Genomic DNA, 19,114 nt, shown 5'->3' with positions numbered 1-19,114 from the left:
CGGGTGTGCCGATCACCTTTATGTCATGGATGCACCATCCTGGACAAGGCTATCAGCCACTGCACCGATAAGGCGCGTTGCAGCGGCGTGGACGCTGCCTCGACGGCCTGCGAGCATATACGCTCATTTCTTTTGCGAGAGCGCCCATGGAGCTGGCCTTCGATCTGCATCTGCCCCGCCATATCCGCTTCGGCCGCGACGCCGCCGCCAGTGGCGCGGAGACGGTGGGTACCAGGGGTCAACGACCATTGCTTATTCATGGTGCGAACCCTCGACGATCGCAATGGCTCGTCGACGCGCTGACTGCCGCCGGTTGTCCGCCGATCACCTTTGCCTGCCCGCACGAGCCGGATGTCGCGCTCATCGAGGCGGCGGTCGCCACCGGACGTCGCAGCGGTGTGGATGTCGTGGTCGGCCTGGGTGGGGGCTCGGTCATCGACACCGCCAAGGCTGTCGCGGGACTGATCCCCGCCACCGGCGAGGCAGTGGACTACCTGGAAGTGGTGGGGAAGGGGGCCGCATTGGATGCCGCGTTGCTGCCCTTTATCGCACTGCCGACCACGGCCGGTACCGGCACCGAGGCGACCCGCAACGCCGTTATTGACGTCCCCAGCGCGCGCCGCAAGGTTTCGCTGCGCGACCCCCGACTTTTGCCCGCTGTGGCGATCGTTGATCCCGCGCTCACCGACCACACCCCCGCAGCGGTCACACTCCCGAGCGGTCTGGATGCCATCACGCAGGTGATCGAACCGTTCATCAGTTGCCGCGCCAATCGCTTCACCGATGCCCTGTGTCGCGATGCCATCCCGCTCGGGATTGATGCGTTGCGCACGCTCATGGCGCAGGAGGATTCCGCCGCGCGCGATACCATGGCGTGGGTGAGCCTATCCGGCGGACTGGCCCTTGCCAATGCGAAACTAGGCGCCGTGCATGGCCTGGCCGGACCGCTCGGGGGAATGACCGACATGCCCCATGGCGCGATTGCCGGGGCGTTACTGCCGGCCGTGTTGCGGGCGAATCGAGCGGCGACCGACGGGCGAACGGCCGACCGGATCGGGGAGGTCGAGCACTGGATCGCCAAGGCACTTGGCTGCGAGGTCCACAGCGCGATCGATCATCTGGCGGTCTGGGCGCGGGCGCAGGGTCTGCCCGGGTTGGGTGATGCGGGCCTGGATCCGGCGGAACTGCCGGTCATCGCTGAGGCGGCGGCGCGGTCCTCGTCGATGCAGGGCAATCCCGTGGTGCTGCCTGCAGAACGACTGGTGGAAGTGATGGAACAGGCGTGGTGATCCGCGCTTGTCGGCGCAATAGCGCTTCGCCATACTTCGCAGCCTGATGCGAGTATTGCTGCGTTTGTCTCGGGCCATCGACGCCCTGAACGATCGGGTCGGCATCGTCCTGCGGGGCGTGGCGCTGCTGCTGATCGCGCTTGGAGTGATTAATGTCGTTGGACGTTACCTCGGTGCCCGACTGGGAATGCAGCTCTCATCCAACGCTCTGCTGGAAGGCCAGATCCAGGCCTTTGCGATCATCTTCCTGCTCGGCAGTGCCTATCTGCTGCGCCACGATGGGCATATCCGGGTCGACATCCTGCAGACTCGGTTCAGTCGCCGATTACGCGCCTGGGTGGACCTGCTCGGTACGCTACTGGCCCTCGTTCCGTTCTGTGGGGTCATGATCGCGTATGGCATCGACTACGTCGCTCTGGCCTGGTCACGCCTTGAGGTCAGTCCCAATCCCGGTGGGCTTCCGCTCTACCCGATCAAAACGGTGCTCCTGATCGGCTTTACGCTGCTGCTGCTGCAGGGGGTCAGCCAGGCCATCAAGGCGGCTGCGACGCTACGTGAGCACGGGTCATGATGCTGATAGAGCTGTTGCCCCTGGCGATGTTCCCCGTCCTCCTCATGCTATTGCTGACCGGCTATCCGGTGGCGTTCGCACTCGCCGGGACGGGACTGCTATTCACGCTGATCGGTAGCGACTGGTTGCCGGGTCTGGGCATCAGCCTGCCCTGGGAGCCGCTGTTCCGAGTCGCGCGATTGAATATCCTGCCGCAGCGGGTCTATGGCTCGGTGATGGATAACTACACCCTGGTGGCCGTGCCGTTTTTCATTTTTATGGGCAGTATGCTGGAGCGATCCGGCCTCGCTGAGGATCTGCTGCAGACCATGGGGCGACTTTTCGGCCGGCTGCGCGGTGGCCTGGCCATCTCGGTGGTACTGGTCGGTATGCTGCTCGCCGCCGCCACCGGTGTGGTCGGTGCCTCAGTGGTGACCATGGGCGTGCTGGCGCTGCCGGTGATGCTCAAGTACGGCTATGACCAACGGCTCGCGACCGGGACCATTGCCGCGAGTGGCACGCTGGGTCAGATCATTCCGCCGTCGATCGTGCTGATCATCCTGGGTGATCAGATGGGCGTCAACGTCGGTGACCTGTTTGTCGGCGCCCTCATCCCCGGGCTGTTGCTCGGAGCGGCCTATATAGTCTGGATTGCCCTGGTGGCCTGGCGCCGTCCCCTTGCGGCACCGGCACTGCCGGACGGGGCGGATGACCGGGGTGCGGCGGGTGCGCTGTGGATCGCGGTCCTGCGCTGTCTGGTGCCGCCATTGGCACTGGTGGGGGCGGTGCTGGGGACGATCTTCTTTGGTATCGCCACGCCCACCGAGGCCGGTGCGATGGGTGCCTTCGGGGCCCTGCTGCTGGCACTCGCCTACGGCAAGCTGTCGTGGAATAACCTGTTTTCGGTCTCTGATACCACTGTACGGCTGACCGCAATGGTATTCACGATCCTGGTGGGGGCGACGGTCTTCGCCACGGTTTTCAGTGCCATGGGCGGCAAGTGGCTGGTGGAGGACTTCCTGCTCGCGCTCCCCGGCGGCGAACTGAGCTTCATCCTCTTTGTGATGCTGACCATCTTTGTGCTCGGCTTCTTCCTCGATTTCATCGAGATCACGTTCATTGTGGTGCCGCTGATCAGCCCCATCGCCGAGAGCTTCGGACTCAGTCCGCTGTGGTTTGCCGTGCTGATCGCAATGAATCTGCAGGCCTCTTTCCTGACTCCACCGTTCGGGTTCTCGCTTTTTTACCTGCGCGGAGTAACACCCGAGGCGGTGCCGACGCGGGCGATTTATGCGGGCATCCTGCCTTATATCGCCATTCAGCTCATGATGCTACTGGTCATTGTCGCCTTCCCTGGCCTCGTGACCTGGTTGCCGGGGCTTGCCGACTGAGCCTTCACTCGCTGTCGCGATAGATGAACTCACGGTAGCGGTAGCTGTTCACCTCATCCCAACCCCGCAGCCGATCCCGGAACGCCGACCAGTCGGCGTGGATACGGGCGTAGTCGGCGTTCTCCATGTCCTCGGCATGCACCTCGTCGGCACCCTCGCGGAAGGCGGCGAGGACCGGATCGGGGAAGTCGCGGACACTCACGCCATCGGCCTGGAGCTCCTGCAGGGCGATCGGGTTTTTCGCCAGATACTGGGCGGCCATCCAGTTATTCGCCTCGGCACAGCAGGCGCGGATCTGCGCCTGGATATCCGCCGGGAAGCGATTCCAGACATCGAGGTTGAAGTAGAAGCCGAGCATGGCGCTGGGCTCCGCCCAGCTTGGCAGGTAGTAATACTGGGCAACGTCCTGCATGCCAAGGATCTGGTCATCATAAGGGCCGACCCATTCGGCGGCATCAAGGGCGCCGCGCTCCATCGCGGTGAAGACCTCGCCGCCGGGCAGCTGCTGGATATTAACGCCGGCCTTGGCCATCGCCCGACCACCGTGCCCGGGAAAGCGCATCCTTAGGCCCTGAAGGTCCTCGGGTGAATTGATCTCGACGTTGAACCAGCCGCCGCACTGGGCACTGGTATTACCGCCGGGAAAGGCGATGAGATTGTCCTTGGCGTTGAGCTCGTCCCAGAGGGCCTGTCCGTTACCGGCGGTCATCCAGGCATTCTGCTGCTCCAGGGTCATGCCGAAGGGCAGGGACGTGAAAAAGCCGTGGGCAGGGTTCTTGCCAATGAAGTAATAAGGGGCGGTATGGCAGGCCTCAAACGCACCGCTGGAAACGGCATCATAGACCTCGACCGGACCAACCTCGGCGCCACCCGGAGAGGTCCGGGCGCGGACAGCACCATCGGTCATCGCCTCGATGCGACGGGCGAAATACTCCGCCGTCCCGTAGAGATTATCCAGTGACGCCGGCCATGAGGTGAGGAGGTTCAGGCGAAAGCGCTGCGGCTGTGCGATAACGGCCGGCGCATTCACACTGCCCGCCGCCACCAGTCCGGTACCCGCGCCTTTGATAAATCCACGTCGGTCCATGATCCCACTCCTCCGGTTAAAAGCGCAGGTTAATGCGGGCCCTCCGTCGCCCGCAATGGCTGACGGCGGGTCCCGGGTTTGCTACCGTTCCCATCAGATATTACAGGGAGTCCGTGATGACGACATACACACCGTCAATGGTGTCCGACTGGGCACGTGGCAATCGCTCGCGCCAGGTCGTCTCGGTGCTGGCAGGCACCGTCCTGCTGGCACTGTCGGCCCGGGTTGAAATCCCGTTCTGGCCCGTGCCTTTCAGTATGCAGACCTTTGTCGTGCTGGCGCTGGGTATGGTCTACGGGCCAACGCTGGGCGCCGCGACGGTCCTCGCCTATCTTGCTGAGGGACTGGTCGGGCTGCCGGTGTTCGTTGGCGGTGGCGGCCCTGCGTATCTGGCCGGTCCCACCGGCGGATATCTCCTGGGGATGGTCGCCGCGGCCTGGGTGGCTGGTTATCTGGCGCTCCACGGTTGGGCGCGGCACCCGCTGACAGCGATCGCCGCCGCGGCAATCGGTAATCTGCCGGTCTATCTAGTGGGGCTTCCCTGGCTGGCCGTCTGGGTTGGCGGTGTCGAGCAGGCCATCGTTGCTGGATTGGTGCCTTTCATTCCGGGTGCGATCCTGAAAGTGATCGGTGCCGGGCTCGTCGCTTGGGGCATGGCGCACATCACGCGCCGCCGCTAGGGACTAAGCCGATGTCGGCAGTGGCGATGGAGACGACCGGCGAGACCATTGCGCCGGGGTTGATCCAGATCGATACCGGGTATCTCCGCGCGGCGCACACGGCGGCCTATCTGGTGATCGAGGACGGCCATGCGGCGATCATCGATACCGGTGTCGGGCACAGCGTGCCGCGGATTCTGTCGTGTCTTGCCGGAAATGGCATCGATCGTGGCGCTGTCGACTGGGTAATCCCCAGTCATGTCCATCTCGATCATGCCGGCGGCGCAGGCGGGCTGATGGCGGCACTCCCCAATGCCCGTCTCGGAGTGCACCCCTCCGGTGAGCCGCATATGGTTGATCCGACGCGGCTGGAGTCCGGGGTGCGGGCGCTCTATGGCGATGCCTTCTTTGATCGGGAGTATGCGCCGCTGACGCCGGTGCCGCCGACGCGCATCACCGCACTCGATGATGGCGAAACGGTGGTGCTGGGCGGGCGACGGCTTCAGGTCATCCACACCCCCGGGCATGCCTGGCACCAGCTGAGCCTCTTTGACGAGGCATCATCGGTGCTCATTGCGGGTGATGCGTTCGGCGCCAGCTACCCCGGCTATGGCGAGGGTGATAGACCGTTTTTAGTGCCTGTCGTGCCGCCACCGCAATTCGATCCCGATGCCTACCGCGCTACCCTGGCACGGATCCGCACGCTGCAGCCACGCCGTGTGGCGCCGGCGCACTTCCCCATCATCGATGCGCCACTGGCCGCCGCGGACCGGCTTCAGGCCATGCTCGAGGCGGCCGTCGAGTGGAGCGCAGACGCACAAACCCCCGACGAGCTGCAGCAGTGGTTGGTCGAAGGCTGGGCGCAATGGCTGCCGGCCGACTGCGAGCAGCGGGCGTTTGAGCGGGACTTCGATCTGGACCTATGGCTCACCGCCGAGGGCTTATGGCACTGGCGGCGGAAACAGCAACGGCAGGCCGCGCGCTAGCCGCGGGTGACGCCGAGGATCCATCCCTCATAGGCGGCCACCGCCCGGGTTGAGGCATCCAGGGCGGGCTGCAGATAGCCTGCCAGTGCGCCGTCTCGATCGGTCTGCTGGAGCGCCCGGGCGACGCCATAGGCATCCTGCTGATCGGCTGTCCGCTCGCCGCGTGGAAAGTCGCCGGCCCAGATCGATGGATAGATCTCGGCGATCGCCGAATGGCCGGGCGGGATCGTCCAGCCATCGAACGGCCAGGCGTGCAGGCGTTGCCCCAGCCGTCGTCGCAGGTGGTCGAGCCAGGGCAGACCGGCATGAGTGGATTTGGCCACCGATCCGGGGACATCGAAGTGAAAGACCGACTTTGCGCCGACCGGCCGCTCGGTCAAACGCCGCCAGCGGGCATTCCCGGCCCGCGCTTTACCATCGCCGATCAGACCACGGCGGACCTGTTCGACAGTACAGTCCGTCTGGTCGGTGGGCCAGTGGACGCGAAAGTCGGCGAGAAACGCATCCCAGTCGGCGGCCTGTCCATACTGCTCGAACCAGGCCAGGGGAAAGGCAAATCCATGGTCGATGCCGACCAGCACGCGATCAGTACCTGATAGCCGGGTGATGAGCCACTCAGCGATGGCGCGGCGGCTCCAGTGACGTCGGCCCGCCGGGTCCATCCTGACCTCCCGGGCGGGCTGCGCCCCCTGTGCCTGATAGACCCGCAGCCCGGTCAGCCCCCGGTCAGGCGTCGCCGCCCCGGAATAGTCGATGCCGATGTAGGCGTCGAACTGCGGATCATCGTGATTCATGCGGCGTTTGAGCGCTGCGCGAGTGCCGCGTTAGCCGCGTTCTCGCCGGCCAGCAGGGCGCCTTCGATCAGGCCTGGGCTCTGATCAGCGGTCTCGGCCCCGCAAAACCAGAGACGGCCGTCGAGGTGGGACGATCGAAGGATCGATGGTCCCACTGAGGGATGGGCAGGCGGCTCATGGCGATCGGCCGTTGAACAGATCGCTGTATCCAGCGCCCAGTCCCGCAGGGCCACGGCGTCCGGCTGGGCCGCTTGCGGACCGAGACAGCGCGTGAGCTGGTCGATGATGGCCTGGTGCAGGGGTTCTGGATCGCGGTGCTCCGGCGGAGTTGATATGAAGCCGAACAGTGCCGCATCACCATCGGCGCTGGTATGGTCATGCGACTCGAACAGCGGCCCGATCCGACTGGCAATCCGACCCGAGAGCCCTTGCTCGCGCCAGAATGGTGTCGGATAGCGGATGACCGCCTTGGCCTGTGCGGCCATCCAGGTGGGCAGACCCGCCAGTGCCTGAACCACTGAGTGGTCGATGCCCGTCGGCAGCGTGATCCGCTCGGCGACAAGCCTTGGCGGTGCTGCGACCAGGACTTGCTCGGCCGTCACTATCGCACCGGCCTCGGTGTCAATCTGCAGGCGTCCGTCCGTGCGTGCCGTGATCGACCGAACACTCTGATGATAATGAATAGCGTCGTTGGCCAGCGGCGCTGCCATGACCTCCACCAGTCGGCTTGGTCCGCCGACGATCCGTGCCATACCGTGCTGCCCGGGGAGTTGGTGACGGAATGGCTGCGCCGCGAATCCGTCCAGTACCGCATCTCCCTGCTCGTATTGATCAAAGATCGGTGTCTCCAGCCGATCCAGCCAGCGCTGGACGCCAGGCTGGAAGGGCGGCCAGACCCAGGAGGGCCCAAGATCACCGATCAGTCGGTCATCGTCCGTTCGAAGTCCGTCAATACGCCCGCCGATCCGATCGCTGGCCTCGAGGAGCAACGGCGTGACGCCATGGGCTTTGGCGACACGCGCCGCAGTAACGCCGGCCAGACCGGCACCGATAATCGCCAGTGATGTTTCTGTCATGGTGTTGTTCCCTAACGAATGGGCTGGATATCCGTGCCCAGTGATTCGTAGCGCAATGCCCGCACAAGGCTGACACAGCAAACCACGAGGATGACCGCCACCGGCAGGCCGGCGGTCAGAGCCCCCGTCTGCAGGCCCTGCAGCGCGGTTTCACCGCCGACCAGCAGGAGCGTCGCGGCAACGGCGCCTTCGGTGATACCCCAGATCACACGCTGGCGCCGCGGAGAGTGCCTGGCACCCCGTGAGATCAGCGCATCCACCACGAATGTCCCGGAATCGGAGGAGGTGATGAAGTAAGTGGCGATGAGCAGTGTCGCCAGGGCCGAGGAAAGCGTTGTCCAGGGAAGCTCGGCGAGGGTGAGGTAGAGCGCCACTGTTGTATCCTTGCTGACGGCTGCTGCGATGCCGGCGTCGCCACCGAAGACCTCCATGTGCAGCGCGGTCCCTCCGAAGACGGTAAGCCACGCGAATACAAACAGCGTTGGCAGGGCGAGGACGCCGACGATGAACTCGCGAATGGTCCGGCCGCGCGAGATCCGAGCGATGAAAATGCCGACGAATGGCGACCAGGCAATCCACCAGCCCCAGTAAAACATGGTCCAGTCCTTGTGCCACTCGGTGCTCTTCATGGCGCCGGTGGAAAGGCTCATCCCCACCAGTTGCTGGAAATAACCCCCAATTGAATCGAGAAAGAAGCGAACGAGAAACAGCGTGGGGCCCGCAATGAAGATGAACGCGAGCAATAGCAGGGCAAGACCCAGGTTGAACATGCTCAACCACTTGAGCCCCCGATCCAGTCCGGAGATCACCGACAGAACGGCGAAACCGGTGATGCTGGCGATGATCCCGACCTGCCAGAGCGGGTCGATCGGCATCCCCACCAGCTCGTTGAGGCCGGTGTTGAGCTGCATTGCCCCGAACCCAAGCGAGGTGGCGAGGCCAAAGAGCGTGCCGAAAACCGCCAGCACATCAATGATGTGACCGATGGGGCCATAGATCCGGTCGCCGATCAGCGGATAGAGCACCGAGCGGATGGTGAGCGGCAACTGGTGACGGAAGCTGAAGTACGCCACTGACAGGCCGAGCACGACATAGACCGCCCAGGCATGCAGCCCCCAGTGGAAGAAGCTATAGATCATTGCCTGACTGGCGGCTTCGGGCGTGCCACCCGCGCCGGTCGGTGGGTTCTGGTAGTGCAGGATCGGTTCGGCAATGCTCCAGAACACCAGCCCGATTCCCATGCCGGCGCTGAACAGCATCGCGAACCAGGCCGAGAAGCGGAAATGCGGCCGGTCCCCGGGCTGGCCGAGGCGGATCGTTCCGAAACGGCTGAGGCCCAGCCAGATGAGAAAACCAACAAAAAACGTGACCACCACCAGATAGCCCCAGCCGAGATACTCGGTGATGAAGCCATTCATGAGCTGGAAGAGTGTCGTTGCCCGGTCGGGCTGGATGACACCGAAGGCAACGAAACCACCAATGACCAGGGCCGAGGCAGTGAAAACCGTCGGGTTGACGGTGGCGAAAAACCGGTCCTCCCGCGCTTTGCCCCGCATCAGTCGTCCGCCCGACTATCCGCCACTGTCACCGGATGCGGCATAGGCAGAGAGTGTCTCGAAGTCGATCACCGCCAGCGTTTCTTCATGGGTGGCCGTCAGGTCCACCGGTGGAGCAACGCCTGCGCGCTGCGCTTCAAGCCAGCGTCCGGCGCAGAGACACCATCGATCGCCGGGCTTGAGCCCCGGGAAATCGGCGAATGGCACCGGCGCAGTCAGATCGTTGCCGCGGCTGCGCGAGAACGAAAGGAAGGCTTCGGTGACAATAGCGCAGACCGTGTGCATGCCACCGTCGGCATGACTGGTGTTGCAGCAGCCATCGCGGAAGAAGCCAGTCAGTGGTTCCTGTCCACAGGCGTTGAGGGTATCGCCAAAAACATTGGTGCTGTTGAATTTTTCCATGGTTCAATTCTACGCGCGCCACGGATGGATTGCCTATGGAGGAACCAACGCCTATCTTTATTCATCAACGCATAGGGCGATTGATAGATGATAGAGGGATTTCAATGCATCCGATCCGGATCCTGATCCATTCAGTGATGCTCGCACTGGTGCTGATGGGCGGTGACGCGGCCGCTCATTCCATGATCAGCTCCAGCGAGCCCGCTGACGGGGCCACAGTGGCGGCAACACCCGACCGCGTGAGTGTCTCGTTTGATGCGCCGCTGCGAATCGTCAGTGCAACGCTGACCGACGAGGCGGGGCAGAGCTATGCGGTCAGCCCGCTGGCAGGTCGCTCCGCCGCTGAGACACTCACCGTCGAGCCGCCGTCGTTGCCAGCCGGGCGTTATGAACTGGAGTGGCGGGGGCTGTCTGAAGACGGTCATACGCTCTCCGATGCGATAGCGTTCACGGTCAGCGGCGATTGAATGCTCGAGGTCATTGCCGGGATCAATGGCTCTGACGGCCTCGGCATCGCGGTCAAGGCGGCAGGCTATGCGCTGCTGCTGATCGCTTCTGGATCCGTTCTCTGCCGATTGGCGGTGGCGGGTATGCCGCTGCAGGAACGACGCTTCCAGCAACGGCTGGCGGCAGCGATCGCGCCGGTTGCCCTGGCGCTGATCGGGGCGCGGCTGATGCTCGAGGCGGTCTTCCTTGCCGGGAACGACTGGGGCGCCGCCGTCGATGTCGGCCTGCTCTCTCTGGTGGGGAGCGGTGCGCTGGGGCAGACCCTGGCGCTTCAGGCCACCGGGCTGATCCTGATCGCTGCCGGGCTGGTCGGTAGCTGGGCGGGCAAGGCCCTGTCACTGATTGGCGTGATTGTGATCGCCGTGTCGTTTCCGCTCAGCGGGCATGTGACGGCGACCGCTGGATGGCTGGACGGCGCGCTGCTTGTGGTACACATGCTGTGTCTGAGTTTCTGGGTGGGGATTTTTGTCCCCCTCTACCGGCTGAGCGGTCAGCCCGGTGACGCCGCCGCCGTTGTAGCGGAGGACTTCGGTCGCAAGGCCATCGGCGTTGTGGCCGTGCTGGTGGTCGCCGGCTTGATTACCCTCAACAGTCTGACCGGCGGGCTCCTCGCCGCGCTCCAGACTGCCTACGGGCAGCTCTTCGCCGCCAAGCTTGGCGTGTTTGCCGCGGTGCTTGGGCTCGCTGCCATTAACAAGCGCGCCCTGACGCCGGCATTAGTCGATCACCGGCCGGAGGCGGGGCGGGCCATGCGCCGCTCGCTGGCTGTTGAGGCGGCGGCGATTGGCCTGATCATTGTGATCAGCGCCACATTCACAACGGTGACTGGCCCTGGCGGTTGATATAGGCCTCGATGCCATCGAGGGCGTCGGTCATGTGCTCGAACCGGTGTGAGCCGCCGGGGAACACCATTGCCCCGCCCAGTCCGGCATAGGTTTCGCAGGTCGCCTCGGCATCGAGCAGCTCGTCGCCGCTGTCGACGATCAGCAGCGGGGGGATCGTGTAATCCGCTGGATCGGCAGACAGCGCTGTGCCGGCGTAGGTATCGATGGTTGCCGCTGTCAATGTCCGAGGCGGCTCCTCGGGGAGCTTGTAGTTCTCCAGGGTGACGTCTCGATAGTGTGCCAGGGCCCAGTGCGGATCGCAGCTCGGGTTAACCATGATCGACGGTAGTCCGAGGCGCCGACCCATCACCGCAGCGAAATATCCACCCAGCGAGGTGCCGATGAAGGCAGTGGGCGGAGTGCGCACGCGCTGGGCATCAATGGCCTGGATGATGGCGTCGTGGGAAGCGAAGCTGTTGTAGTTAATCAGGTTGACCTTAAAGCGCGTGCGCAGCTCATTGACCTTGCCGTCGGAATCGAGCGCGGCGGAATTAAAGCCGTGGAGATAATTGAGCGTGATCATGGATCTCTCTGACGATTGCATTCGTTTCTGAAAACCGGGACACTTCAATTCTAGCGCAGGTGGGAGAGTCCGGCATTCGATGCCGGCGCCGAAGGAGCAACCGCCCCGGAATCTCTCAGGCCAACGGACCGTCTGCGTGGTGATCATTCCGAAAAGCAGCCGGCCGCAGGGTCGACTCGCCGAAGGAGCAAGCGGAGCGCTCACTGCGTTCCGTGAATCTCTCAGGCACCAGGACGGAAGGGGCACGGGTCGCGAACGCGCGACGGGTGCACACAACCTGACTGGGAGTAGATCGATGAAGCATATCGCAGTCATCGGCGGCGGAATCACCGGCATTACCACAGCCTACGCGCTGATCAATCGCGGCTTCGACGTGACGGTCTTTGAGCGACATCGCTACGCGGCCATGGAGACGTCGTTCGCCAATGGCGGCCAGCTGTCGGCCTCAAACGCCGAGGTATGGAACCACTGGCCCACCATCGTCAAGGGACTACGCTGGATGCTGCGCGCGGATGCGCCGCTGCTGGTCAATCCCAAACCCTCCTGGCATAAGCTGAGCTGGTTCGCATCGTTCGTCGCCGCCACCCGGCAGTACGCACACAACACGACAGAGACGGCCAGACTCGCCATCGCCGCCCGGGATTACCTGTTCGATTGGGGACAGCGCGAGGGCATCGACTTTGACCTCGAGCGCCGCGGGATTCTTCACATCTACCGCAACAAGGCGGGCTTCGATCACGCCACCGAAGTCACCCGTTTGCTGGCCGCTGGCGGACTGGAGCGACGCGCTGTGTCGCCCGAGGAGATGCGGGCGATCGAGCCGAATCTTGCCGGCGATTATTATGCGGGCTTCTATACCGAGAGCGACTCCACCGGCGATATCCACAAGTTCACGCATGGGCTGGCCCAGGCGGTCGAACGGCGCGGTGCGACGATGCGCTACGACTGCGCCGTTGAGGATGTCGGTGCCGCCGATGATGGCGCCTGGGTGCAGACCGCCGGGGATCGTGAAGCGTTCGATGGCATTGTTGTCTGCGCGGGCGTTGCCAGTCGTCCGCTGGCGGCGCGGCTGGGGGATCGCGTGAATGTCTATCCGGTCAAGGGCTACTCCATCACCGTGGATCTGCATGACGAGGCGTCGCGCAACGCCGCCCCGTGGATGAGCCTGCTGGATGACGAGACCAAGCTGGTTTCGAGCCGGCTGGGGGAGGGGCGTTTCCGGGTCGCCGGCACCGCCGAATTCAACGGTTATAACCGCAACATCCGTCATGACCGGATCGAGCCGTTGCTCGACTGGGTCAAGGACTGCTTTCCGGCGGTCAGTACCCGTCATGCGGTACCCTGGGCCGGTCTGCGGCCAATGATGCCCGATATGATGCCGCGCGTCGGCGAGGGCCGCCGGCCGGGCGTGTTCTATAACACCGGTCACGGTCATCTGGGCTGGACCCTGTCCGCGGTCACCGCCGAGCAGATCGCAGAGACGGTCGAGGTTGCATCCACCCGATCCTGGCAGGCGAGTCCTGCGCGCTAGGTCGTCTCAGGGGCGTCGGTACCAGAACCAGCTCAATCGCTTGAAACGTCCGGCCCAGGGAAATACGACGAACGTGGCGAGTACCAGGGCATGCTGCCAGGGTCGGAACCAGTCCATCTTGCGCGCCGAGCTGATCACTGGCGGTGCATCAAGGATCACGAAACGTCGGCCCTGCCGTCGCCCGGCTCGATCCAGCTGACGCGAGTAGCCGATCTCATCGCCGGCGTAGAGCTGTTCGCTGAACCCGCCGATCGCTGCATGCAGGTCGGCGCGGGCGAAGACAAAGCAGCCGGCCGCCAGCCGGCATCGACGCGATAGGCTATTCCAGGCCGCGAGCCCGATGCGCTGCGGCAACGACTGCAGCCGATCGAATCCGATGGCTGCACCGCCCCCAGCACACGATCGATCGGTTGCGGCGAGCAGGCATTCAAGATGCGCAGGCTCGATGCGGGTGTCGGCATCGACGAACAGCAGCCAGTCACCACAGGCTATCTCAGCGCCCGCATTGCGGACCCGGGCGATCCGGTGCTCCGGCTCGTGCACCACGCGGGCACCGGCGTCCGCCGCAATGTCAGCGGTGGCATCGGTGGAGTCATTATCGACAACGATGAGCTCAGCGCTCAGCGATTGCGTCTGCAACGATGCCTGCAGCGAGGCGAGTGTTGCTGGCAGATAGTCGGCCTCATTCCAGGCGGGAATGATGACGGAAAGCTCAGGCATGGTGGATCTCCAGCGTCGAGCGCAGCCAGTGCTCGAATGTCTCGAGCGGTCCGGTGAGCGGTGAGTCGGGGGGTCGGACCCACCAGTACGACTGCGTACCGGGTACCACGGTTTCGAGTAGCTGGACGAGCCGGCCGGCGGCGATGTCCCCGGCGACCATATGCCAGTCGGCGATGGTGACGCCCACGCCGGCGATCGCCGCCTCGATGGCAAGGTCCAGGGTGTCGAACTCAAACCCCTTGGTCGCATCCACGCCCCCAATGCCGGCCGCATCCAACCAGTGCGGCCAGGACAGGTATCGGCCCTCGCGTTTCAATACATGCAGCAGTGTCGCTTCGGTCAGTGATACCCGCGCATCATCGCGCGTCAGTGCCTGCCGGACGGCCGGAGACGCCACCGCGACATGTCTTTCCTGAAAAAGGTGGCTGCTGTGCAGCGCTGGCCAGTCCCCGGTCCCGAAGCGGATCGCCGCATCCAGCCCGTCCCGCTGCGAGAGCCGGTCCTTGGTCTCGGTACGGATTGATACGACCAGCGTTGGATCGATGGCCCGCAGTGCATGCAGTCGGGGCATCAGCCAGCGACTCGCCAGGGTGCTGGGGATATTCAGCGCCAGACGGCGCCGATGTCGTCCACCGCGCAGATCGCTGACCGTCTGGCGGACCTGCTCGAGCGATGAGGAGACCGTTTCCATGAGCATAACGCCGCTTGGGGTGAGACTTGCCTGACGCGGACCCCGGATCACCAATGCCTCACCGAGCTCGGCTTCGAGCTGTTTTAACTGCCGTGAGACCGCACCGGGAGTGACATGCAGCACCGCTGCCGCCCGGGTGATCGATCGGCAGCGCGCGACCACTTCGAAGGCCTTCAGGGCATTCAAGGACGGAAGATCGGTGGCCATGGTTTCGGCTCCCCTGAATGGAGTTGAGTAAAACGCAATCAGCAACTGCGATATTATCGATTGAAGGCCGATCAAGCCAGCTGATACACCTTGCAGCGTTTACTTCAGCGCAAGGGAAAAGCCGATATCATGAGCGCATCCGATCTCACTGACTGGCACGCCGCCGCCGCCGCGATTGACTGCCCCACTCGGGCCTTCGTCGACGGCGCCGAGCGGGCGCCGCGCCACAACGCCACATTCATTGCTGACAACCCCGCTACGGGCGAGGCCCTCGCCACAGTGGACGAGTGGACGGCTGAGGACGTCGATGACGCCGTAGAGATCGCCGCCGCCCGGTTTCATTCGGGTGTATGGGCGGATCTTGATCCTTCCGAACGCAAGACGGTCATGTTGCGGTTCGCAGCGGGCATCCGCGCGAACGCCGAGCAACTTGCACTGCTCGAGACCCTGGAAACCGGCAAGCCCATCAGTCAGACCATAGCCGTGGACGTCCCCGCCTGCGCCAGCACCATTCAGTGGTACGGCGAGGCGCTCGATAAGCTCTATGACGAGATGGCACCGGCCGGCAATGACGCAGTGATCAGTATCCGTCGCGAGCCGATCGGAACGGTGGCGGCGATCGTGCCGTGGAACTATCCGCTGATCATTGCCGGCTGGAAGATCGGCCCCGCGCTTGCGGCCGGCAACAGCGTCATCCTCAAACCGGCCGAGGAATCGACGCTGGCCAGCCTGCTGCTGGGCCGGATCGCCCATGAGGCGGGCGTACCAGCGGGCGCCTTTCAGGTCCTGCCGGGGCGCGGTCACATCACCGGTGATGCGCTGGCCGGCCATGACCGAGTGGATGCGATCGCCTTCACCGGTTCCACCGAGATCGGCAAACGCCTGCTGGTCCGGAGCGGTGAGTCGAACATGAAAAAGGTGGGGCTCGAGTGCGGTGGCAAATCCGCGCAGATCGTCACCCGCGAATGCGAGGACCTCGATGCCGCGGCCGAGGCCATTGCCTGGAGCATCTGGTACAACCAGGGTGAGACCTGCCATGCCGGTTCGCGCTTGATCGTCGACCGGCATGTTGCCGACGACCTCCTGGACCGCGTAGCGGCGATGATGCCCCAGTTCGAACCCGGCCATCCCCTCGAGGAATCGACGGTGATGGGCGCGATGATCTCAACCGGGCATCTCGAGCGCGTCCAGGCCTATCTGAACGGCGTCCGTCGCGACGGTGGTCGAGTGATCGGTGGTGAGCCCGTCGATCGGCCCGAGGGAGGTGCGTTCATGCGTCCAGCAATACTGCGCGATATCCATAACGACCTCGATGCCGCCCGTGAGGAGATTTTCGGTCCGGTGCTGGCGGTGATCGAATGCGATGGCCTTGAGGAGGGCATTCGCATCGCCAATGACTCCGACTATGGGCTTGCCGCGTCAGTATGGACGGACCGCCTCGCCGATGCCCATCGCGCCGCGCGCCAGCTGCGCGCCGGCACTGTGTGGGTCAACTGCTATGACATGGCGACGGTGGCCACGCCGTTCGGCGGTTATAAGCAATCAGGCATCGGTCGCGACCGCTCGCTGCATGCCTTTGATAAATACACCGAAATCAAGACGACCTGGATCGCCGTATGACTGCTCTCGATCTGGATATTGCCGCAACGCCACGCATTCTGGCCGGTGCCGATGCCCTGCAGCGTCTGAGTCAGGCCCTGCCGGCTACGCCCACGCCGGTGCTCGTGATCGCCGACGCCGGTATGGAATCGGCGGGTCTGGTGGATCGTTTCGAGGCGGCTCTGCCCGCGGGGCATACCTGCGAGCGCTGCATCTGCCCCAACGGCGAACCCACACTCGCCACCGTCAACGCCGGCGCGGAACAGGCGCGGGCGCTCGGGCATGCCGTGATCGTCGGGCTCGGCGGCGGAAGCGCGCTGGACAGTGCGAAGTTAGTGGCGAGCCTCGCCGCGACGGCGCTGCCGGCTGAGGACTTCGTCCTTGGACGCAACATCCCGCCGGCGCGCTGGCCCGCGGTGATGATCCCCACGACATCGGGGACCGGTTCGGAAGTCACCCATACCGCCATCGTCAGTGACGATAACGGCCAGAAGCTCTGGGCCTGGGCGCCCGATATGGCGCCGGACTCGGTTATCCTCGATCCGACACTGACCAGCAGCGTCCCGCCGGGGATGATTGTCGGGACAGGCCTTGATGCCTTTGTCCACGGTCTCGAGGCGTTGACGGGGCAGGGCGGCAGTGTGTTCACCGAGGCCTACGGGCTGGAGGCGATTCGTCGGGCGCGCGGCGCCCTGTCGACCTATCGGCATGATCCGCATGACATCCATGCCGCCGCGGACATGCAGTTCGCGGCAACGCTGGCGGGGCTCGCGATTGATGCGGGCGGTACCGGGATGGCGCATAACATCGGTCATGCACTGGGCAGTCTCAACCATGTCCCGCATGGCATTGCGGTGACCGTGGGGCTTCAGGCGAGCCTTGCCTGGAGTATCGATGCCGAGCCGGTCCGTTATCAGGCGGCGGCGAACGCATTTGGCGTGGCCAACGGCGAGGCGCTCGGTCTGGCCCGGGCCTTCGATGAATGGCTGGTGGAGGTGGATTTCCCCGCGATCGCGCGTCGTGTGCTGCCGGCGAGCCTTGACCCGAACGCCCTTGCGGCTGAAATGGCGGCGGAACCCAATCGCCCCATGATCCGCAACAACGCGCGGCTGGCGCGGGAGTCTGACCTCGCCATGCTCGCCGATCAGGTGGCTGCATACTGTCTTGACTATACCGCGGGCGGGGAGCGTGCATCATGAGCATCCGTGATATCCGTATCAGCCATCACCGGCTGCCGCTCGATCCGCCGTTCCCGGCCGCCTGGGATACCCGTCCGCGGCGTTTTTTCGGGGCAACAGTGGTGCGCGTCGAGGATAGTGAGGGTCGGGTTGGTATCGGCTCGGGGGATCCAATGCATGGTCTGCATGACTACCTGGAGCTGTTTCTGGGTAGGGATCCGCTGGCCCTGGCGCGTCACGCCGAGGTCCTTAGCAATATCGGCTTTCACGCCGGCCGTCCGTGGGCACTGGATGTTGCGCTGTGGGATCTTGCCGGCAGGATCGATGGGCGTGCTGCCTGGCAGATGGCTGGTGGCCGCGGTTCGTCGATTGGCTGCTATGCCTCGAGCGGTGTCCATCGCTCGCCCGAGGTCATGGCGGATATGGCCCGACATATCCATGCTCAGGGCCTGCCGGCGATGAAGATCCGCTTTGGACGGGCGACCCTCGCGGAGGATTTCGCAGTGCTTGAGCGGGTTCGCGCGGCGGTGGGTGACAATCTCACGCTAATGGTGGACTGCAACCAGGGCTGGCGAATGCCCTGGGATACCCAGCCACCCTGGGTGTATGAAAAGGCGCTCGAGGTTGCCCGGGAGCTCGAGCGTCATGATGTGTACTGGATGGAAGAACCCCTCCATCGTGGTGATTATGCCGGGATGACACGCCTGCGCCGGGACACGCGCCTTGCGATTGCCGGCGGGGAAATGACCCGTGAGTGGCACGAGTTCCAGACCCTGCTCGAGCGTGACTGCCTGGATGTCTACCAGCCCGATGCCGTGTGCTCGCTGGGAATGACCCATCTGCGGGCACTGGCCGAACAGGTGGTCGACGCGGGCTGCATATTCACTCCCCATACCTGGGGCAATGGCATTGGCTTGATCGCCAATGCCCATCTCACCGCTGGCAGTGTGGGGACGGACTTCATCGAGTTGCCCTATGATCCGCCGGAATGGACCCCTGAGCGCCGTGATTTTCCGCTCAGTACGCCGGTCCGCCCGGATGAGAACGGTCATCTGCAGCTCGGCGACGCGCCCGGGCTGGGGCTGGTACTGGACGAGGAGACGCTGGCACAGACGCGGGTCATGCCCTAGCGCGGCACCTCGCAGCGCTGATGACGCATCCGCCAGGCCGCCCAACGGTCATAGGCCCAGTTGCCGCACTGGAACAGCCCCGGCAGGCTCAGTGCGGCGGCGAGCCAGCGGAATCCGCCGCCAGCGATTCGCCAGTAGCCGAGTGAGGCGGGCAGGCCGATGCGCATCCGCGCACCGTCATGGAAATGCAGGCGCTCCATCATCGCGCCGAGCGTATAGCCATCGGGTGGCTCGAATGCCGGCGTGCTGATATCGACGAGTCGCACATGGGGCTGCAGCCGAGGGCGGAGGTGCTCGATCTCGCGCCGACACATCCCGCAGCTGCCATCGTAATAGAGTGTTGGCTGATTCATG

20 protein-coding genes and 1 riboswitch are annotated in these 19,114 nt (G+C 64.4%); of the genes, 11 read left to right on the top strand and 9 right to left on the bottom strand.

The window, feature by feature from the left end; translation table 11 throughout:
- Positions 1-146 precede the first annotated feature (146 nt).
- From SPICUR_RS05880 to SPICUR_RS05870, 3 genes are read left to right on the top strand one after another with little or no spacing between them, the layout of a single operon-like run.
- Positions 147-1,289, top strand: a complete 1,143-nt coding sequence (locus SPICUR_RS05880) for an iron-containing alcohol dehydrogenase (protein WP_023367045.1) — start codon at positions 147-149, stop codon at positions 1,287-1,289.
- Between the two features lie 46 nt (positions 1,290-1,335).
- Positions 1,336-1,860 (top strand): TRAP transporter small permease subunit, encoded by a 525-nt coding sequence (locus SPICUR_RS05875; RefSeq protein WP_041381759.1) that lies wholly within the window; start codon positions 1,336-1,338, stop codon positions 1,858-1,860.
- Positions 1,860-3,230, top strand: a complete 1,371-nt coding sequence (locus tag SPICUR_RS05870; RefSeq protein WP_041382337.1) for a TRAP transporter large permease — start codon at positions 1,860-1,862, stop codon at positions 3,228-3,230. The genes SPICUR_RS05875 and SPICUR_RS05870 overlap by 1 nt, the downstream gene beginning before the upstream one ends.
- Positions 3,231-3,234: 4 nt before the next feature.
- On the opposite strand, the gene SPICUR_RS05865 is transcribed toward SPICUR_RS05870, so the two are convergent.
- On the bottom strand, positions 3,235-4,317 hold the full coding sequence (locus tag SPICUR_RS05865; protein WP_023367039.1) for a TRAP transporter substrate-binding protein: 1,083 nt from the start codon (positions 4,315-4,317) through the stop codon (positions 3,235-3,237).
- Positions 4,318-4,433: 116 nt separating this feature from the next.
- Between SPICUR_RS05865 and SPICUR_RS05860 the strand changes: the two genes are divergently transcribed.
- Both SPICUR_RS05860 and SPICUR_RS05855 read left to right on the top strand, forming a co-directional pair.
- Positions 4,434-4,997, top strand: coding sequence for a biotin transporter BioY (locus tag SPICUR_RS05860; protein WP_041381758.1), 564 nt, complete (start codon positions 4,434-4,436; stop codon positions 4,995-4,997).
- An 11-nt stretch (positions 4,998-5,008) separates the two neighbouring features.
- Complete coding sequence (locus SPICUR_RS05855) at positions 5,009-5,962, top strand: MBL fold metallo-hydrolase (RefSeq protein WP_023367035.1); 954 nt, start codon at positions 5,009-5,011, stop codon at positions 5,960-5,962.
- Here the strand turns inward: SPICUR_RS05855 and SPICUR_RS05850 are convergent.
- Genes SPICUR_RS05850 through SPICUR_RS05835 form a run of 4 tightly spaced genes read right to left on the bottom strand, consistent with a single transcriptional unit; the run spans position 5,959 to position 9,790 of the window.
- Positions 5,959-6,756: a hypothetical protein gene (locus SPICUR_RS05850; RefSeq protein ID WP_023367033.1), complete on the bottom strand. Its 798-nt coding sequence runs from the start codon at positions 6,754-6,756 to the stop codon at positions 5,959-5,961. The genes SPICUR_RS05855 and SPICUR_RS05850 overlap by 4 nt on opposite strands.
- Positions 6,753-7,832 (bottom strand): flavin monoamine oxidase family protein, encoded by a 1,080-nt coding sequence (locus SPICUR_RS05845; protein ID WP_023367031.1) that lies wholly within the window; start codon positions 7,830-7,832, stop codon positions 6,753-6,755. Before SPICUR_RS05845 ends, SPICUR_RS05850 begins: the two co-directional genes overlap by 4 nt.
- 11 nt (positions 7,833-7,843) lie before the next feature.
- Positions 7,844-9,388, bottom strand: coding sequence for a BCCT family transporter (locus SPICUR_RS05840; RefSeq protein WP_023367029.1), 1,545 nt, complete (start codon positions 9,386-9,388; stop codon positions 7,844-7,846).
- Between the two features lie 15 nt (positions 9,389-9,403).
- The gene (locus SPICUR_RS05835) at positions 9,404-9,790 is read right to left on the bottom strand and encodes a DUF2237 family protein (protein ID WP_023367028.1); all 387 of its coding nucleotides are present in this window, start codon (positions 9,788-9,790) and stop codon (positions 9,404-9,406) included.
- A 104-nt stretch (positions 9,791-9,894) separates the two neighbouring features.
- Between SPICUR_RS05835 and SPICUR_RS05830 the strand changes: the two genes are divergently transcribed.
- Positions 9,895-10,257 (top strand): copper resistance CopC family protein, encoded by a 363-nt coding sequence (locus SPICUR_RS05830; protein ID WP_023367026.1) that lies wholly within the window; start codon positions 9,895-9,897, stop codon positions 10,255-10,257.
- A complete protein-coding gene (locus tag SPICUR_RS05825; protein ID WP_023367024.1) occupies positions 10,258-11,139 on the top strand; it encodes a copper resistance D family protein in 882 nt (293 codons plus the stop codon).
- Here SPICUR_RS05825 and SPICUR_RS05820 read toward each other — a convergent pair.
- A complete protein-coding gene (locus tag SPICUR_RS05820) occupies positions 11,111-11,704 on the bottom strand; it encodes a YqiA/YcfP family alpha/beta fold hydrolase (RefSeq protein ID WP_023367022.1) in 594 nt (197 codons plus the stop codon). The two genes, SPICUR_RS05825 and SPICUR_RS05820, sit on opposite strands and share 29 nt — an antisense overlap.
- A gap of 50 nt (positions 11,705-11,754) precedes the next feature.
- Positions 11,755-11,845: riboswitch (glycine riboswitch) on the top strand.
- 154 nt (positions 11,846-11,999) lie between these two features.
- On the opposite strand from SPICUR_RS05820, the gene SPICUR_RS05815 reads away from it, so the two are divergent.
- Entirely contained in the window at positions 12,000-13,235 is a 1,236-nt protein-coding gene (locus SPICUR_RS05815; protein ID WP_023367020.1) for a D-amino acid dehydrogenase, read from the top strand.
- A gap of 6 nt (positions 13,236-13,241) precedes the next feature.
- Here the strand turns inward: SPICUR_RS05815 and SPICUR_RS05810 are convergent, their stop codons facing one another.
- A complete protein-coding gene (locus SPICUR_RS05810; protein ID WP_023367018.1) occupies positions 13,242-13,955 on the bottom strand; it encodes a glycosyltransferase in 714 nt (237 codons plus the stop codon).
- Positions 13,948-14,853, bottom strand: a complete 906-nt coding sequence (locus SPICUR_RS05805; protein ID WP_023367016.1) for a LysR substrate-binding domain-containing protein — start codon at positions 14,851-14,853, stop codon at positions 13,948-13,950. Before SPICUR_RS05805 ends, SPICUR_RS05810 begins: the two co-directional genes overlap by 8 nt.
- Before the next feature lie 129 nt (positions 14,854-14,982).
- On the opposite strand from SPICUR_RS05805, the gene SPICUR_RS05800 reads away from it, so the two are divergent.
- The 3 genes from SPICUR_RS05800 to SPICUR_RS05790 are packed head-to-tail and all read left to right on the top strand — an operon-like array spanning position 14,983 to position 18,760.
- Complete coding sequence (locus SPICUR_RS05800) at positions 14,983-16,473, top strand: aldehyde dehydrogenase family protein (protein WP_041382335.1); 1,491 nt, start codon at positions 14,983-14,985, stop codon at positions 16,471-16,473.
- A complete protein-coding gene (locus SPICUR_RS05795) occupies positions 16,470-17,651 on the top strand; it encodes an iron-containing alcohol dehydrogenase (protein ID WP_023367012.1) in 1,182 nt (393 codons plus the stop codon). The genes SPICUR_RS05800 and SPICUR_RS05795 overlap by 4 nt, the downstream gene beginning before the upstream one ends.
- Positions 17,648-18,760, top strand: a complete 1,113-nt coding sequence (locus tag SPICUR_RS05790) for a mandelate racemase/muconate lactonizing enzyme family protein (RefSeq protein WP_023367010.1) — start codon at positions 17,648-17,650, stop codon at positions 18,758-18,760. The genes SPICUR_RS05795 and SPICUR_RS05790 overlap by 4 nt, the downstream gene beginning before the upstream one ends.
- On the opposite strand, the gene SPICUR_RS05785 is transcribed toward SPICUR_RS05790, so the two are convergent.
- On the bottom strand, positions 18,757-19,113 hold the full coding sequence (locus tag SPICUR_RS05785; RefSeq protein ID WP_023367008.1) for a thiol-disulfide oxidoreductase DCC family protein: 357 nt from the start codon (positions 19,111-19,113) through the stop codon (positions 18,757-18,759). The genes SPICUR_RS05790 and SPICUR_RS05785 overlap by 4 nt on opposite strands.
- Position 19,114 lies beyond the last annotated feature (1 nt).

It is taken from the genome of Spiribacter curvatus, from assembly GCF_000485905.1.
Taxonomy (GTDB): Bacteria; Pseudomonadota; Gammaproteobacteria; order Nitrococcales; family Nitrococcaceae; genus Spiribacter; species Spiribacter curvatus.
This window is presented reverse-complemented; position numbering and strand designations above follow the sequence as displayed.